16 protein-coding genes are annotated in these 15,138 nt (G+C 68.5%); 4 read left to right on the forward strand and 12 right to left on the reverse strand.

The window, feature by feature from the left end:
• The coding region (locus Tther_RS08785) for a hypothetical protein (protein ID WP_143903029.1) at window positions 1–85 on the reverse strand (85 nt) is incomplete at its 3' end.
• Between the two features lie 80 nt (window positions 86–165).
• Here Tther_RS08785 and Tther_RS08790 point away from each other — a divergent pair.
• Window positions 166–1,224, forward strand: coding sequence for a helix-turn-helix domain-containing protein (locus Tther_RS08790; RefSeq protein WP_246098976.1), 1,059 nt, complete (start codon window positions 166–168; stop codon window positions 1,222–1,224).
• A 57-nt stretch (window positions 1,225–1,281) separates the two neighbouring features.
• Here Tther_RS08790 and Tther_RS08795 read toward each other — a convergent pair whose 3' ends face one another.
• The 9 genes from Tther_RS08795 to xseB all read right to left on the reverse strand — a co-directional run bounded on the left by Tther_RS08795 (window position 1,282) and on the right by xseB (window position 10,524).
• Window positions 1,282–2,307 (reverse strand): MBL fold metallo-hydrolase, encoded by a 1,026-nt coding sequence (locus tag Tther_RS08795; RefSeq protein WP_143902979.1) that lies wholly within the window; start codon window positions 2,305–2,307, stop codon window positions 1,282–1,284.
• A 101-nt stretch (window positions 2,308–2,408) separates the two neighbouring features.
• Entirely contained in the window at window positions 2,409–2,987 is a 579-nt protein-coding gene (locus Tther_RS08800; protein WP_143902981.1) for a TMEM165/GDT1 family protein, read from the reverse strand.
• A 25-nt stretch (window positions 2,988–3,012) separates the two neighbouring features.
• Entirely contained in the window at window positions 3,013–3,462 is a 450-nt protein-coding gene (gene dut, locus Tther_RS08805; RefSeq protein WP_143902983.1) for a dUTP diphosphatase, read from the reverse strand.
• An 11-nt stretch (window positions 3,463–3,473) separates the two neighbouring features.
• Window positions 3,474–5,306, reverse strand: coding sequence for a TRAP transporter large permease (locus tag Tther_RS08810; protein ID WP_143902985.1), 1,833 nt, complete (start codon window positions 5,304–5,306; stop codon window positions 3,474–3,476).
• Window positions 5,307–5,329: 23 nt separating this feature from the next.
• Window positions 5,330–5,938, reverse strand: coding sequence for a TRAP transporter small permease subunit (locus tag Tther_RS08815; RefSeq protein WP_143902987.1), 609 nt, complete (start codon window positions 5,936–5,938; stop codon window positions 5,330–5,332).
• A 156-nt stretch (window positions 5,939–6,094) separates the two neighbouring features.
• The gene (locus Tther_RS08820; RefSeq protein ID WP_143902989.1) at window positions 6,095–7,174 is read right to left on the reverse strand and encodes a TRAP transporter substrate-binding protein; all 1,080 of its coding nucleotides are present in this window, start codon (window positions 7,172–7,174) and stop codon (window positions 6,095–6,097) included.
• A gap of 203 nt (window positions 7,175–7,377) precedes the next feature.
• A complete protein-coding gene (gene dxs / locus Tther_RS08825) occupies window positions 7,378–9,282 on the reverse strand; it encodes a 1-deoxy-D-xylulose-5-phosphate synthase (protein WP_185975046.1) in 1,905 nt (634 codons plus the stop codon).
• Between the two features lie 22 nt (window positions 9,283–9,304).
• Entirely contained in the window at window positions 9,305–10,261 is a 957-nt protein-coding gene (locus tag Tther_RS08830; protein WP_425472817.1) for a polyprenyl synthetase family protein, read from the reverse strand.
• Window positions 10,258–10,524: an exodeoxyribonuclease VII small subunit gene (gene xseB, locus Tther_RS08835; RefSeq protein ID WP_143902993.1), complete on the reverse strand. Its 267-nt coding sequence runs from the start codon at window positions 10,522–10,524 to the stop codon at window positions 10,258–10,260. The genes Tther_RS08830 and xseB overlap by 4 nt, the downstream gene beginning before the upstream one ends.
• A 256-nt stretch (window positions 10,525–10,780) precedes the next feature.
• Here xseB and Tther_RS08840 point away from each other — a divergent pair, with 256 nt between their 5' ends.
• The 3 genes from Tther_RS08840 (at window position 10,781) to Tther_RS08850 (ending at window position 13,762) form a co-directional block, all read left to right on the forward strand.
• Window positions 10,781–11,944: an aromatic ring-hydroxylating oxygenase subunit alpha gene (locus Tther_RS08840; RefSeq protein ID WP_143902994.1), complete on the forward strand. Its 1,164-nt coding sequence runs from the start codon at window positions 10,781–10,783 to the stop codon at window positions 11,942–11,944.
• A 70-nt stretch (window positions 11,945–12,014) separates the two neighbouring features.
• Complete coding sequence (locus Tther_RS08845) at window positions 12,015–12,893, forward strand: DMT family transporter (protein ID WP_143903036.1); 879 nt, start codon at window positions 12,015–12,017, stop codon at window positions 12,891–12,893.
• Complete coding sequence (locus Tther_RS08850; RefSeq protein ID WP_143902997.1) at window positions 12,890–13,762, forward strand: sulfurtransferase; 873 nt, start codon at window positions 12,890–12,892, stop codon at window positions 13,760–13,762. Before Tther_RS08845 ends, Tther_RS08850 begins: the two co-directional genes overlap by 4 nt.
• Before the next feature lie 16 nt (window positions 13,763–13,778).
• Here the strand turns inward: Tther_RS08850 and Tther_RS08855 are convergent, their stop codons facing one another.
• Window positions 13,779–14,171, reverse strand: a complete 393-nt coding sequence (locus tag Tther_RS08855) for an EAL domain-containing protein (protein WP_246098974.1) — start codon at window positions 14,169–14,171, stop codon at window positions 13,779–13,781.
• A gap of 7 nt (window positions 14,172–14,178) precedes the next feature.
• Window positions 14,179–15,084 (reverse strand): dienelactone hydrolase family protein, encoded by a 906-nt coding sequence (locus Tther_RS08860; protein ID WP_143903001.1) that lies wholly within the window; start codon window positions 15,082–15,084, stop codon window positions 14,179–14,181.
• Window positions 15,085–15,138: the final 54 nt, after the last annotated feature.

Below are 15,138 nucleotides of genomic sequence, written 5' to 3' on the forward strand. Positions count from 1 at the left end.
CGCCCAGCAGCAGCGCATCGCCGGGCCGCGCGCGCACCACCGCCATGCCGTGCTCCAGCGCGGCCGCGCACTGCGCGGGGGTCATGGCGGGCTCGACGCTGCTGTCGGCCGTCCCCCACCCCTCCCGCCGCCGCGCCCACGGCCGGTACCGGGCGCGCCATCGCCATCGATGCGGCGCGCCGCCGTCTGCTCGACCACGCTTCCCTCCCGGGCGAGCTGCACGGCATCGAGCCGTGGATCACCGCGTCGTGGCAGCGCTGTCTGGCGCGTGGGCAGCGGCCACGCGAGCGCGTGGTGTTCGACTGTGTGAGCGCCAGCGCCATGCGCCGCGCGCTGGAAGCCAGCCATGCCCTGCGCCTAACGGCCGCCCCCGTCATCGATCACACCCTGGGCCGCGCGATGTCGGATACCGGTTACTTTGCGCTGTTGACCGACGCGCAGGGCATCGTCATCGACGTGCATGGGCCTGCCGACATGAGCAACCGCCACATCCACGCCATCGCCCGCATCGGCGTGGACCTGTCGGAGCCCGCCATCGGCACCTCGGCCATCGGCGCCGCGCTGGCCGAGCGCACATCCGTCTGGCTGCATCGGGGAGAACATTTTTTCGAGGACACCGCGGTCTACAGCTGCGCCGGCGCGCCGCTGTTCGACCCCGACGGCGCCTGCATCGGCATGCTCGACCTCACCGGCGTCATGGCCCCGGAGCGCCGCGCGCTCAAGCACCTGGTCAGCGTCACCGCGCGCCGCATCGAAAATGCGCTGGTGCTGCGCCGCCCGCACGCGCTGGTGCTGCGCCTGACCTGGCCCGGCCACCTGCCGGGGGATGACGATGACGGTTTGCTGGTGCTCGACGCCGACGGGCGCATCGTGGGCGCCAACCGCACCGCGGCCGAGATGCTGGATCTGCGCGCCGATGGTACGGGCTGGCCACACGCGGACGAGATCTTTGCCGTCCCCTGCGGCGACCTGTTGGGCGTGGCGCGGCGCGATCGCGGGCCGCTGGAGGTGCCGACCTGGGGTGGGCTGCGTGTGCTGGCGTTGGCGCAGCTGGCCCGGCACACCCCCGGCGCCGAGGCGGCGGCCACCAGCGTGCCCCTGCGCAGCCGCGAGGCGGCGCTGATCCGCCACGCCGTGGCCGAGGCCGGTGGCAACGTGGCCGAGGCCGCCCGGCGCCTGGGCATCAGCCGCGCCACCGTCTACCGCAAATTGGGGCAGCGGTAGCGCGGCGGCTCCCCCCAATGCGGCTCCTGCCGCAGCGCGCGCGCCGCGGCGCCAGGGTCAAAACATCTCGCGCTCGGCTTCCAGGTAGGCCAAGCTGGTGTACTTGCCGATGTTGGCATCAAACCCCAGCATGGACTTGGCGCGCGCAGCCACCCGTGGATCACGCAACACCAACTCCTTGGCGCGCTCCAGCGGTACGCCGTCCTTGACCGCTTGCACGCACGGTTCCCAAATGCCCTTGAGGAAGGTGCCGTATTCCTCGAGCAGCCGCGCGCCGCCCCGGCCGTGGCCCGGCCAGTAGGTGTGGCCGGCGGTGGCCTTTTGCAACGCCTCGTAGTACTTGAACGTGCCGGGGTAGGAGCCATCGTCGATGTTGGCGATGCGGTTGGCCATCGCGATGTCGCCGACGTAGGTGAAGCGATCCTCCACCACCTCCACGCACAGGTCGGACGGCGTGTGCGCACGCCCGTAGTGGTGCATGCGCAGCGTCACATCGCCAAAGCGGTAGGTGCGGCCATGCTCGGTGGGCGTGTTGGGTGGCACCACCTTGGTGCCCATGGTTGCCTGGTTGGTCCAGCGCTCCATCAGGCTGCGCCACAGGTTGCCTTCGGCGCCGCGGATTTGCTCGATGGTGTGCGGCAGCGCGTGGATCGGCAGCTGCGCCCCAAACGCTTCGACGAAAGCGTGGTTGCCCAGCCAATGGTCGCCGTGGTAGTGGCTGTTGAAGATGGCCACCACCGGCCGGTCGGTGACGGTGCGGATCATGCGTATCGCCATCTGCCCGTGCTGCAACGAGCAGCCGGAATCGAGCACCACCACCCCTGCCGAGGTCACGACGAACACGACGTTGGCCATCACACCGCGGTTTTCTGGGGTGGGAAAGCCGTCTTGCGCGTAAATCTGCCAGACGTGCGCGCTAAGGCGCTCCGGCCGGATATCGGGCACGGGCGGGCCTTCGATGAAGTCCTGCACCTGCTGCGCGAACACCCGCACCTCGGGCACCGCCGCCAGTGCCAGCGCACCCGCTGCGCCACCCGCCGTCACGCGCAACCACTGCCGGCGCGTCCATGCATTCGATGTCATTGTCGCTGTCTCCTGGGGCAGGGGCGATGCCCACGGATCGTGCCCGCCCAAAACATCAGTCATCACGAATGGACTGATTGTGACGCGGCGACGCGGCGTTGTCAAAAACCCAGCGCCTGACCGCCACCCAACAGCGTCAACACCCCAAGCACGGCAAAAATGCCCGCGGCCACCCCGTGCACCAGCCGCATCGGAATGCGATGCGCCAGCCGGTCGCCGACGAACACCGCCGGCACATCCGCGATCAGCATCCCCAACGTGGTGCCGATGACCACCAGCACGGGCGCCGCGTAATGCACCGCCATCGCGACCGTGGCCACCTGGGTCTTGTCCCCCATCTCGGCCAGAAAGAACGTAGCCAGCGTCGCACCGAAGACGCCCCACCGCCGTGCGATGGCAAGCTCATCGTCCTCCACGCGGTCCGGGATCAGCGTCCACACCGCCATCGCCAAAAACGACAGCCCCAACGCCCAGCGCAGCACCGTTGGGCTGACCGTGGCGGCAATCCACGCGCCCAGCGCCCCGGCCAGCCCATGGTTGACCAGGGTGGCCAGCAAAATGCCCAGGACGATCGGTAGCGGCCGCCGAAACCGGGCAGCCAGCACAAACGCCAACAGCTGGGTCTTGTCACCGATTTCCGCCAGGGCGACGACGCCCGTCGAGACCAACAGTGCTTCCATGAATACCAGGCGCAGCAGTCGCGTGTCAGGCCCGGCCGGTGGAGCCGTAGCCCCCCGTCCCGCGCGCGCTCGTCTGGCCAAATTCGGCCACCTCCTGGAACTGCGCCTGCACCACCGGCACGATGACCAACTGCGCGATGCGCTCCAGCGGCTCGATCGTGAAGGGCTCGCGCCCACGGTTCCACGCGCTGACCATGAGCTGGCCCTGGTAGTCGCTGTCGATGAGGCCCACCAGATTGCCCAATACCAGCCCGTGGCGGTGCCCCAGCCCCGAGCGCGGCAGTATCAACGCGGCATAGCCCGGATCGGCCAGATGAATGGCCATGCCGGTGGGCACCAGTTCGCACGCACCCGGCGCCAAGGTCAGCGGCGCGCCCACGCAGGCGCGCAGGTCCAACCCGGCGCTGCCCGGCGTGGCGTACTGCGGCGGGGTCTGCCGCAGCCGTTCATCGAGAATTTTGAGTTCGATGCGCATGCGCCGTCCGCTCAGGGTTTGCCGCCGTTTTGCATGGCGCGTTGGAGCGCTTCCATGGGGTCGTCCTCGGCGGGTTTGTCCTTGGGCGGCGTCGGCACCGCGCCCTCGGCTTGCCCGGCAGCGCCGGCGTCGTCCTGCGCTGCGGCGTCCTTGTCCTCGGCCGCCCAGGGATCATCCGCCTCCGGTTCGCCCACCTGCATGTCGAGCAGTTGCTGGCGCACCGCCTCGGTATCGCCCTGCAAGGCTTGGGTGACGTTGCCCGTGACCAAGTCGGGCTTGAACAGCAGCAGCGCCACCATGATCAGCTGCAGCACGATGAAGGCCACCGCACCCTTGTAGATCTGCGGCGTGGTCACCGCGCCAATGCGCCGGCCCGTGACGGCGTCGGTGTAGTCCTCGCGCGCGGCGACGCTGCGCAGGTAAAACAGGGCAAAACCAAACGGCGGCGTCAAAAACGATGTCTGCAGGTTCATCGCCAGCAACACGCCAAACCAGATCAGGTCGATGCCCATCTTGTCGGCCACCGGCGCCAGCAGCGGAACGACGATGAAGGCGATCTCGAAGAAATCGATGAAAAAGCCCAGCACGAACACCAACAGGTTGACCACGAGCAGGAAGCCCATCGGCCCGCCCGGCAGCTTGTCGAACAAATGCTCGACCCAGATGTGCCCGTCCGCGGCGTTGAAGGTGAAGCTAAACACCGTCGAGCCAATCAGGATGAACAGCACGAAGATGGACAGCTTGGTGCTGTTTTCCAGCGCTTGCCGCACGATGCTCCACGACAGCCGGCGCTTGATGGCCGCCATCACCAACGCGCCGACCGCCCCCATGGCACCGCCCTCGGTGGGTGTGGCAATCCCCAGAAAAATCGTGCCGAGCACCAAAAAGATCAACACCAGCGGCGGAATGAGCACGAAGGTCACCTGCTCGGCCAGGCGCGAGAGCAACCCCAGCCGCAACAGGCGGTTGAGCCCCGCCAGGACCAGGGCCAGCAACGCCCCGATGGTGGTCGAGGCCACGATCACCTCGTCGGTGGGCGCGGCCGCGTCGGCCTCACGGCCGAGCACGGGATTGAGCACCCCCGCATGCACCTGGGCCCAGCCCCAGCTCGCCAGCCCGACCACGGCCAGCAGCACGATCAACGAGCGGTGGCCGCTGGCGCCGTTGTCCTCGCGATAGATCCGCGCCTCGGCCGGCAGCGCCGGCACCCACGACGGCCGCACGATGGCCACGGCCACGATGAACAGCAGGTACAGCCCCACCAGCATCAGCGCCGGCACCATGGCCCCCGCGTACATGTCCCCCACCGAGCGGCCCAACTGGTCGGCCAGCACGATCAACACCAGCGATGGCGGGATGGCCTGCGCCAACGTCCCCGATGCGGTGATGACCCCGGTGGCGATCGAGCGGTTGTAGCCGTAGCGCAGCATGATCGGCAGCGAGATCAGGCCCATGGAAATGACAGCCGCCGCCACCACACCCGTGGTCGCGGCCAGCAAGGCCCCGACCAGGACCACCGCCACCGCCAACCCACCCCGCACCGGACCGAACACCTGACCCACCGTCTCCAGCAGGTCCTCGGCCATGCGGCTGCGCTCCAGGATGATGCCCATGAGCGTGAAGAACGGAATCGCCAGCAGGGTGTCGTTTTGCATGATGCCAAACACCCGCAGCGGCAGGGCCTGGAACAGGTTGTCGGGGAACAACCCGATTTCCATGCCGATGAAACCGAAGAACAGCCCGGTGGACGCCAGCGCGAACGCCACCGGGAAGCCGGTCAGCAAAAAGACCAGCAGGCCGGCAAACATCACCGGCACGAAGTTGTCATGCAAGAAAGCGATCATGAACGTGGACTCCGCCGGTGGACTTAGGGCTTGGCGCTGGCGTGCGCGGCACGCTGCGCCTCGGCTTCGGCAATTTCCTTGGCCAGCAACTCGGTCTCGCTCGGGCCCGTGTGCGCCAGGGCATCGGGCCCACGCCCCGTCAGAAAGGCGATGCGCTTGACCAGCTCACTGAGGCTTTGCAGCGCAAGCAGCACAAAGCCTGCCGGGATCAGCGCATACACCGGCCAACGGACCAGCCCACCGGCATTGGACGACATCTCGCCGCTGGCCCACGCGCGTTCGAACAGCGGCCACCCCAGGCTCACCATCAGGTAGCACAGTGGCAGGATGAAGACCACGATGCCCACGACGTCGATCCAGTTGCGCGCACGCGCACTGAGCTTGCTCGAGATGAAGTCGATGCGCACATGCGCGTTCTTCAGGAAGGCGTAGCCGCCCCCGAGCATGAAGACGGCGGCAAACAGGTACCACTGCACCTCCAACCAGGCATTGGAGCTGGTCCCAAAGACGCGCCGCACGGTGGCGTTGCCGGCACTGATGAGGGTGGCCGCCAGGATCAGCCACATCGCCAGCCAACCGATCGCGCGGTTGAGCGCGTCGATGGCACGGGAGAGTTGCAACAACACATTCATGATGGTCGCTCCGGCGCGGATGACGGTGTACCAAGGGCCAACAGTCTATCCGACGCCATACCGGCGGGGGGTTATGCCCGCTCCGAAAAAAGGAAAACCCCGCCACGCGCGGGGTCCTGTGCAACGGCCGGCGGCCACCGCCGCCGGCCCCTGGCATCACAGTTTGGCAGCTTGCATGTAGCTGTCGAAACGCGCCTCGGTAAACCGGAACCAGAGGTTGGCGTCGCGCTGGAAGTTGCGGTAGTCGCTGTACACCTTCTTCCAGTTCGGGTTGCTGGCGCTGAGCTCGTCATAGAGCGCCATGGCTTGCTTGAACGCCTCGTCCATCACGGACTTGGGCAGGGCCAGCACCTTGGCGCCGTTGGCCACCAGGCGCTTGAGCGCTGCCGGGTTGCGCGCGTCGTACATGGCCTGCATGGTGACGTGGGCGTGGCTGGCCGCGGCCTCGACCATGGCTTTGTAGTCGGCCGGCAGGTCGTTGTAGGCCTTTTTGTTGATGTAGAAGTCGAGCTGCGCGCCACCTTCCCACCAACCCGGGTAGTAGTAGTTTTTGGCGACCTTGTAAAAGCCCAGCTTTTCGTCATCGTAGGGGCCAACCCACTCGGTCGCATCGATGGTGCCCTTTTCCAGCGCCTGATAGACTTCACCGCCCGGAATGTTTTGCGGCACCGCGCCCATGCGGGTGAGCACCTTGCCAGCAAAGCCGCCGATGCGCATCTTCAGACCCTTGATGTCTTGCGGGCCCTTGATTTCCTTGCGGTACCAGCCGCCCATTTGCGCGCCGGTGTTGCCACCGGGGAAGTTGACGATGTTGTACTGGTCGTAGAACTCGCGCATGAGCTTCATGCCATTGCCGTCATAGAACCAGGCGGTCAACTGGCGGCTGTTCATGCCGAAGGGAATCGCGGTGCCGATGGCGAAGGTGTCGTCCTTGCCAAAGTAGTAGTACGGCGCGGTGTGGCCGGCTTCGACGGTGCCTTGCTGCACGGCATCCACAATGCCAAAGGCCGGCACCAGTTCGCCCGGTGCGTGCACCGTGACCTGGAATTTGCCACCCGACATCGCATTGACGGTTTTGGCGAAGACTTCTGCCGCACCGTGGATGGTGTCAAGCGACTTGGGAAAGCTGGAGGCCAGGCGCCAGCGGATGGTGGGCTGGGCGTGCACCGCAGGCGCGGCGGCGGCCGCCAGGATGCCGGCCACACCGGCGTGCTTGATGACGGAACGACGGTCCATGAAGTAAGGCTCCTCAGTTGAATGTTAAGCACCACCAGGCGCACGCCAGCGTGCGTGTACAGCCGGTGATGGCGCGGAGTGTAGTGGACTGGCTGTCCACCGTTTGGGAGTGTTTACCCTGACGAGCGGCATTGGCGCGGCCTGTGTGAAGATATTTCACACGTCAAACCATGGGCGTCAAACCGCAGCGTTGCCGGCCACCGTCAGGCCGCAGGGTGCACGACGGTCAGCGCGGGGGTGGAGACCAGGTACGCGCCCAGCCGCTCACGCACGCTGCGCTCGATGCCCGCGGCGTCCAGCCCCAGCCGTGCCAGCAACAGCGCCGGATCGCCGTGTTCCACAAAGCGATCGGGCAAGCCCAGCTGCAGCACCGGCATGGCCATGCCCTCGGCTGCCAGCAGCTCCAGCACCGCGCTGCCCGCCCCACCGGCGACGGCGCCTTCCTCCACCGTCACCAGCGCCTGGTGCTCGCGCGCCAGCGCCAGCACCAGCTCGCGGTCCAGCGGCTTGGCCCAGCGCATGTTGGCCACCGTCGCGCCCAGCGCCTCGGCGGCCTGCAGCGCCGGATGCAGCAGGGTGCCAAAGGCCAAGATCGCCACCCCGCGGCCACGCCGGCGCACCTCGCCCCGCCCCAACGGCAGCGCCTGGGGTTCGCGCGGGATGGGCGCCCCCACACCGGCGCCGCGCGGGTAGCGCACCGCCACCGGGTGCGACTGCTCGAACGCCGTCGTCAGAAGTTGGTAGCACTCCGCCTCGTCCGACGGACAGGCGATCGAGACATTGGGGATGCAGCGCAGGAAGGGGATGTCGTAGGCCCCGCAGTGCGTGGGACCATCGGCGCCGACGATGCCCGCGCGGTCCAGCGCAAACACCACGGGCAGGTTCTGCAGCGCCACGTCGTGGATCGCCTGGTCGTAGGCGCGCTGCAAAAACGTGGAGTAAATCGCCACCACGGGTTTGAGGCCCTCGCACGCCAGCCCGGCGGCAAAGGTCACCGCGTGTTGCTCGGCGATGCCAACGTCGTAATAGCGATCGGGGAAGCGCCGGTGGAACTCCACCATGCCGGAGCCCTCGCGCATCGCCGGCGTGATGCCCACCAGCCGTTTGTCACGCTCGGCCATGTCGCACAACCACTGGCCAAACACCGCGCTGAACGTGGGTTTGGGCGGCTGCGCGGGCGGCACCAGGCCCACAGCCGGGTCGAACTTGCCGGGGCCGTGGTAGGTGATCGGGTCGGCTTCGGCCAGCTTGTAGCCCTGGCCCTTGCGCGTGACCACGTGCAAAAACTGCGGCCCCGCGCCATCGTCGAGCAGTCGGCGGATATTCTCCAGCGTCGGCACCAGCGCGTCGAGGTCGTGTCCGTCGATCGGGCCGATGTAGTTGAAGCCGAATGTTTCGAACAGCGTGGCCGGCACCACCATGCCCTTGGCGTGCTCCTCGAAACGACGCGCAAACGCCAGCAGCGGCGGTGCCACGCTGAGCACCTGCTTGCCCACCTGCTTGGCCGCGGCGTAGAAACGCCCGCTCATGAGCTGCGCCAGGTAGCGGTTGAGCGCGCCCACGGGCGGGCTGATCGACATGTCGTTGTCGTTGAGCACCACCAGCAGCGGGGCCTGGGTGACCCCGGCGTTGTTGAGCGCCTCAAACGCCATGCCCGCGGTCATGGCGCCATCACCAATGACCGCGATCGCCCGCCGCCGCTCCCCCTTGGCCTGGGCAGCCAGGGCCATGCCCAAGGCAGCGGAGATGCTGGTGGACGAGTGCGCGGTGCCAAAGGCGTCGTACTCGCTTTCGCTGCGCACCGGAAAACCACTGATGCCCCCCAACTGGCGCAGGGTGTGCATGCGATCGCGCCGCCCGGTCAAGATTTTGTGCGGGTAGGTCTGGTGCCCCACATCCCACACCAGCCGGTCGTAGGGCGTGTCGAACACATAGTGCAGCGCGACGGTGAGCTCCACCGTGCCCAGGTTGGAGCTGAAGTGCCCGCCGGTGCGCGCCACACTTTGCACCAGAAATTCGCGCAGCTCATCGGCCAAGGGGCGCAACTGGGCGCGTGGCAGGCGGCGCAGGTCGGCGGGCGAGTCGATCGATGTCAGCAATCCGGTCATGGCCATCTCCCTGTCCTAGCCCTCAAGCGCGGCGCTGCACGACCCAGCGTGCCAGCGCCGCCAGGCGCGCTGTCGGCGTGGGCAACTCGCCCAATGCGTGCAAGGCCTGGGTCAGCAGGGCATCGGCATACGCGCGCGCCGGCTCGACGCCCAGCAGCGAGACGAAGGTCGGCTTGTCGGCCGCCGCGTCCTTGCCCGCGGTCTTGCCCAACGTGGCCGTGTCCGCCGTGGCATCGAGCACGTCGTCGATGACCTGAAACGCCAGCCCCAGCGCCCGACCGTAGCGGTCCAGCACGGCCAGCGTCGCGTCGTCGGCGCCCGCCGCCATTGCCCCCATGCGGACGCTGGCCAGCAACAGCGCGCCGGTCTTGCGGCGGTGCATGTCCTCCAAAGCGGCTTGGTCGAGCCGCTGGCCCACGCCGGCCAGGTCGATGGCCTGCCCGCCCGCCATCCCGTCCGCCCCCGACGCCGTGGCCAGCTCGCGCACCAGGGCCACGGCCAGCGCTGGGGTGCGCCGCGCCCAGTCGGGTGCGGACAGCCATTCAAACGCCAGCGCCTGCAACGCGTCGCCCGCCAGCAGCGCCTGCGCTTCGCCAAAGCGCACATGCGCCGTCGGTTTGCCGCGGCGCAGCACATCATCGTCCATGCACGGCAAATCGTCGTGCACCAGCGAATAGGCGTGGATGAGCTCGACCGCGCCGGCTGCCCACCACACGGGCGCCTCGGGCGCCGCCTCCGCGGCGGCGGCAACCGCCTCCCACGTCGCCAGCACCAGCAGGGGCCGCAAGCGCTTGCCGCCGTCCAGGACGGCGTAGCGCATGGCTTCGCCCAAACCCGCGGGCGCGTGGGCCGGCAGGTGCGCGCGCAAAAAATGCTCCATCTGGTCGAGCCGGCGCGCCACCCAGGCGCTCATGTCCGGGGCTGGGCTCGGCGCGCGCGTGTCGGGCATCGGCGTTGCAGCCGGTATCACCACGGTCATTCACCCGCCTCCCACGGGCGCGTCTGCCCCGCCTCGACGATGCGGATTTGTTGCTCGACCGCCTCGAGCTTGCCGCGGCAAAACCCGAGCAGCGCGTTGGCGCGCTCGTAGGCGCCCAACAGCTCCTCCAGCGGCAACTGGCCCGACTCCAGGCGCGCCAGCAGGGCCTCGAGCTCCTGCACGGCAGCCTCGTACGTGCTGGGCAACGGGGCTGCAGCCGCAGCCGTGGGGGCAACGGCAGGGGAAGACGGGTCGCGAGGCATGGCAGGATGCGTGGCGTCAGGCAAAGAAGCCGCTTTTTGAGCGCGATCAAAACGAACGATTGTAGTTTGCTTGCCCCATGCCGGGGGGTAGGGGTACAATAACCTCGTCCCCCGCGGTCTGGATTGCCCCCAGGCTGGCGGGGGATGATGCTTTCACCCCCCAAGGAGGTGTATCCCCCCAACCCGCGCCGAACCGTCCCAACGTTTCTCACGCGCTTGTCCGCCCCGTCGAGGGGAGTCTGAGGTCAGGATCATCATGTCCGATTTGAGTCTTCCATTGCAGCAGGCGAAAAGCCAACTGCCGGTGTCCGTGTATTTCGACGAGGCGCTGTTGCGGCGCGAGCTGGAGACCATCTTTCAGCCCGGCCCGCGCTACGTGGGGCACGCACAGGCGGTCCCCAACGTCGGCGACTACTACGCGCTGCCGCACGAGGGCGAAGGCCGCGTGTTGGTGCGCACCGAGCGCGGCGTCGAGCTGATCAGCAACGTGTGCCGCCACCGCCAGGCCGTCATGCTCAAAGGCCGCGGCAACCTGTTCAGCGAGGGCAAGGCCCACGCCGGTGGCCACATCGTGTGCCCGCTGCACCGCTGGACCTACAGCGGCGGCCAGCAGGGCATGGCCGACATCGGCACCCTGGTGGGGGCGCCGCATTTCGCCCAAGACCCGTGCCTGAACCTGCAGCGCTTCCCGCTGCGCGAATGGAACGGCATGCTGTTTGAGGACAACGGGCGCGACATCGCCGCCGACTTGGCCGGCATGCGCGTTGGGGATGCCTTCAACTTCGAGGGCATGGTGCTCGGCCACGTCGAGATGCACGAGTGCCACTACAACTGGAAGACCTTCATCGAGGTCTATCTGGAGGACTACCACGTCGTGCCCTTCCACCCTGGGCTGGGCAATTTTGTCACCTGCGACGATTTGCGCTGGCAGTTTGCGCAGGAGTTTTCCGTCCAGACGGTGGGGGTGCAGAATTTGGCCGCCAAAGCGGGTAGCCCCGTGTACCAGCGCTGGCACGAGGTGCTGATGCGCCACCGCGAAGGGCGCCTGCCCGAACACGGCGCGGTGTGGCTGACCTACTACCCACACATCATGGTCGAGTGGTACCCGCATGTGCTGACGGTCTCCACCCTGCATCCGATCGCCGTGGATCGCACCCTCAACGTGGTGGAGTTCTACTACCCCGAGGAAATCGCCGCGTTCGAGCCCGAATTCATGGAAGCGCAGCGCGCCGCCTACATGGAGACGGCGGTGGAGGACGACGAGATCGCCGAGCGCATGGACGCCGGGCGCAAGGCGCTGCTACAGCGCGGCACCAGCGAGGTGGGGCCCTACCAAAGCCCGATGGAAGACGGCATGCAGCACTTCCACGAGTGGTACCGCGCCAAGATGGGTCTGCCCGCCTCGGGCTGGGGAGGCTGAGCCCCTGAGCCGCTCCACTCCCACGGTGGCCGCTGCGGCGCGGCCACCGCGTCCCGCACAGGCCCTGTGGATGGTGCTGGGGGCGTTTCTGTTCGCCTCCATGGGGGTGTGCATCCGCTTTGCATCGGCGCACTTCCACACCTTCGAAATCGTCGGCTACCGCGGCCTGATCGGCATGCTGTTCTTGCTGGTGCTCACGCGCTCGCGCGGGGTGTCGCTGGCCACGCGCGTGCCGATGATGCACCTGTGGCGCACGATCGTCGGCACGGTGTCGCTGCTGGCGTGGTTTTACGCCATCGCGCAGCTGCCCCTGGCCACGGCGATGACCCTCAACTACATGAGCAGCGTGTGGGTGGCGGCCTTTTTGCTCGGCGGCGCCTTGCTGCTGCAGCGCGGCCGGCAACCCCTGCGCGACCAGACGCCGCTGTTTTTGACCGTGCTCATCGGCTTTGGCGGGGTGGCGCTGGTGCTGCGCCCCACGTTTGACGACGCGGCGGCCCTGGGCGGTTTGTCGGGGCTGCTGTCGGGCCTGACGTCGGCGCTGGCCTACTTGCAGGTGGCGGCGCTGTCGCGTGCCGGTGAGCCCGAGAGCCGCACCGTGTTTTATTTTTCGCTCGGGGCGGCGGTCGTGGGCCTGGCCGGCACCCTGTTCCTCGGCGCCAGCCCGCTGACCACGCCCGCAGCCCTGTGGCTGATTCCCATCGGCCTGCTGGCCGTGCTCGGGCAGTTGTGCATGACGCGCGCCTACGCCAGTGGCGCCACGCTGGTGGTGGCCAATCTGCAATACTTTGGCATTGCGTTTGCCGCCCTGTATGGGCTGGCGGTGTTTGGCGACCGCCTGCCGCTGAGCGGCTGGGTCGGCATGGCGCTGATCGTTGGCAGCGGCGTGGCGGCCACCTTTTTGCGCGAACGCGCCGTCCCCCGACTGCCGGCCGAGGAGCACGCATGAACGATCTGCCCTTCCCCCTCATCGATGCGCCCACGCTGCGGCAGCGGCTGGCCAGCGGTGCGGCGATGCATGTTGTTGACTGCAGTTTCGACCTCGCCGACCCGGCCGCCGGCCGGGCCCAATACCGCGCAGGCCACATCCCCGGCGCGCGCTACGCGCACCTGGACGATGACCTCAGCGCTGCGGCCGGCGACCCCACGGCCGCCAGCGGCGGGCGCCACCCCCTGCCCGCACGCGACACCTTGGCCGAGCGGCTGCGCCGCTGGGGGCTCAACCCCGACGAGCCGGTGGTGGTCTACGACCGCCAAGGGGGCATGGTGTGTGGCCGGCTGTGGTGGATGCTGCGCTGGTGCGGCCACGGCCCCGTGGCGGTGCTGGATGGCGGCTGGGCCGCCTGGCAGGCCATGGGCGGGCCGGTCGAAACCGGCGACGGCCCCGCCACCCCCGCGCCGGGCCATTTTGCCCTGGCACCCGCGCGGGTGGTTCTGCGCACGGTGCACGAGGTCGCCAACGCCCTGGGTCGGCCGCAGCAAACCCTGATCGATGCACGCGCCACGCCCCGCTTTCGCGGCGAGGTCGAGCCGCTCGACCCGGTCGCCGGACACATCCCCGGTGCGCTCAACCGGCCGTTTGGCGACAACTTCGACGCCGACGGGCGCTACAAATCGCCCGAACGGCTGCGCGCCGAGTTTGCAACCCTGCTGGCGGGTCGCGACCCGAACACCGTCGTGCACCACTGCGGCAGCGGCGTCAGCGCCATACCCAACCTGTTGGCCATGACCATCGCCGGCCTGGGCACGGCACCGTTGTTTGCCGGCGGCTGGAGCGAGTGGTGTCGCACCCCTGGCCTGCCGTGCGCGCGTTCGTGACGCCGCGTCGCTGCGCTCAGGCCAACGCGGCCCAGTCGGGCTCGGGCAGCGCTTCCACCGCCGGCCGCGCCACCAGGTAACCCTGAAACAGCGTCACCCCGGCGCTGCGCAGCCAGTCGAGCCAGTCGTATTCCGCGCGGGATTCCACCCCTTCGGCGATGACCTGCACACCCAGCGCGCGGCAGGTGCCCAGCACGCCGCCAACGATGGCCTGCCGGGCGTGGTTGCGGTCGATGTCGCGCACCAAGGCCTCGTAAGCGAAGATATCGCGGCGCTGTGCGTCGATGATCGGCTGAAACGCCATGCGCAGCTCGCCACCGTAGTCCTGGTGGCCACGGCAGCGCAGGCAACCCGCCACCTCGTCGGGCGCGCCGTCGAAAAAACGTTGCAGGTAGGTCGCGGTGCGCATGCGGCCATCATACGACACCGTGGCGGGCCAACCAGTCACGACAGCGCTGCCAGCCATCTTCGGCGGCGGCCTGCCGGTAACTGGGCCGGTAGTCGGCATGGAACGCGTGCGGCGCGTCGGGGTACACGACGAAGGTGGACGCACGCGCCGCCGCGCTGCCCTGCGCCAAGGCGGCTTTCATGCGCTCCACCGACGCCAGCGGGATGCCGGTGTCGGCTCCGCCGTAGAGGCCCAGCACCGGGGCCTTGAGCTCGCCCACCACGTCGATCGGGTGGCGCGGCTGCAGCGGGTTGCGCTCGCCTTCCAGCCGGCCGTACCAGGCCACCGCCGCTTTGACACGCGCGCTGTGCGCCGCATAGAGCCAGGTGTGCCGTCCACCCCAGCAAAAACCCGTGACCGCCACACGCGCCGCGTCGCCGCCATGGGCCGCGGCCCAATCGACGCACGCATCCAGGTCGCGCATCACCTGGGCGTCGGGCACCTTGGCCACCAATTCGCTGATCAGCCGGGCCAGTTCGCCGTAACCCTGCGGATCGCCCTGGCGCACGAACAAATCGGGCGCCAGCGCCAGGTAGCCCGCGCGCGCGAAGCGCCGCGCCGTATCGGCGATGTACTCGTGCACGCCAAAGATTTCCGAAATCACCAGCACCACCGGCAGCCCGGAGCGTCCCGCGGGGGCGGCGCGGTAGACCGGGATGGTCTCCTGGCCCACGGGCACCATGACCTCGCCGACCGTCAGTCCGTCGGCCGGGGTGCGGATGGCGGTCTGCGCCACCACCGGCAAAGCCGCCAGCGCGTAGCCGGCGCCCAGCGCCCCCCGCAACACGGCGCGCCGCGGCAGCGCTGCCGCCGATCCCGCAGGCGGCACATCGAGCAGCGCGGCCACGTCGCGCATTCCATCGGCATTCAGCATGGTGATCTCCTCGTCTGGGTTGAACCGCTGCGGTACGCCCCCCGGCGCGCCGCC

The organism is Tepidimonas thermarum, from assembly GCF_007556705.1.
Taxonomy (GTDB): domain Bacteria; phylum Pseudomonadota; class Gammaproteobacteria; order Burkholderiales; family Burkholderiaceae_C; genus Tepidimonas; species Tepidimonas thermarum.

Bases quoted from the DNA above. Each gene is read 5' to 3' on its own strand.
- Tther_RS08860 (WP_143903001.1), bottom strand. From the start codon at position 15,084: ATGCTGAATGCCGATGGAATGCGCGACGTGGCCGCGCTGCTCGATGTG.
- xseB (WP_143902993.1), bottom strand. From the start codon at position 10,524: ATGCCTCGCGACCCGTCTTCCCCTGCCGTTGCCCCCACGGCTGCGGCT.
- Tther_RS08840 (WP_143902994.1), top strand. From the start codon at position 10,781: ATGTCCGATTTGAGTCTTCCATTGCAGCAGGCGAAAAGCCAACTGCCG.
- Tther_RS08820 (WP_143902989.1), bottom strand. From the start codon at position 7,174: ATGGACCGTCGTTCCGTCATCAAGCACGCCGGTGTGGCCGGCATCCTG.
- Tther_RS08845 (WP_143903036.1), top strand. From the start codon at position 12,015: ATGGTGCTGGGGGCGTTTCTGTTCGCCTCCATGGGGGTGTGCATCCGC.
- Tther_RS08795 (WP_143902979.1), bottom strand. From the start codon at position 2,307: ATGACATCGAATGCATGGACGCGCCGGCAGTGGTTGCGCGTGACGGCG.
- Tther_RS08855 (WP_246098974.1), bottom strand. From the start codon at position 14,171: ATGCGCACCGCGACCTACCTGCAACGTTTTTTCGACGGCGCGCCCGAC.
- dut (WP_143902983.1), bottom strand. From the start codon at position 3,462: ATGCGCATCGAACTCAAAATTCTCGATGAACGGCTGCGGCAGACCCCG.
- Tther_RS08815 (WP_143902987.1), bottom strand. From the start codon at position 5,938: ATGAATGTGTTGTTGCAACTCTCCCGTGCCATCGACGCGCTCAACCGC.
- Tther_RS08850 (WP_143902997.1), top strand. From the start codon at position 12,890: ATGAACGATCTGCCCTTCCCCCTCATCGATGCGCCCACGCTGCGGCAG.
- Tther_RS08830 (WP_425472817.1), bottom strand. From the start codon at position 10,261: ATGACCGTGGTGATACCGGCTGCAACGCCGATGCCCGACACGCGCGCG.
- Tther_RS08800 (WP_143902981.1), bottom strand. From the start codon at position 2,987: ATGGAAGCACTGTTGGTCTCGACGGGCGTCGTCGCCCTGGCGGAAATC.
- dxs (WP_185975046.1), bottom strand. From the start codon at position 9,282: ATGACCGGATTGCTGACATCGATCGACTCGCCCGCCGACCTGCGCCGC.
- Tther_RS08810 (WP_143902985.1), bottom strand. From the start codon at position 5,306: ATGATCGCTTTCTTGCATGACAACTTCGTGCCGGTGATGTTTGCCGGC.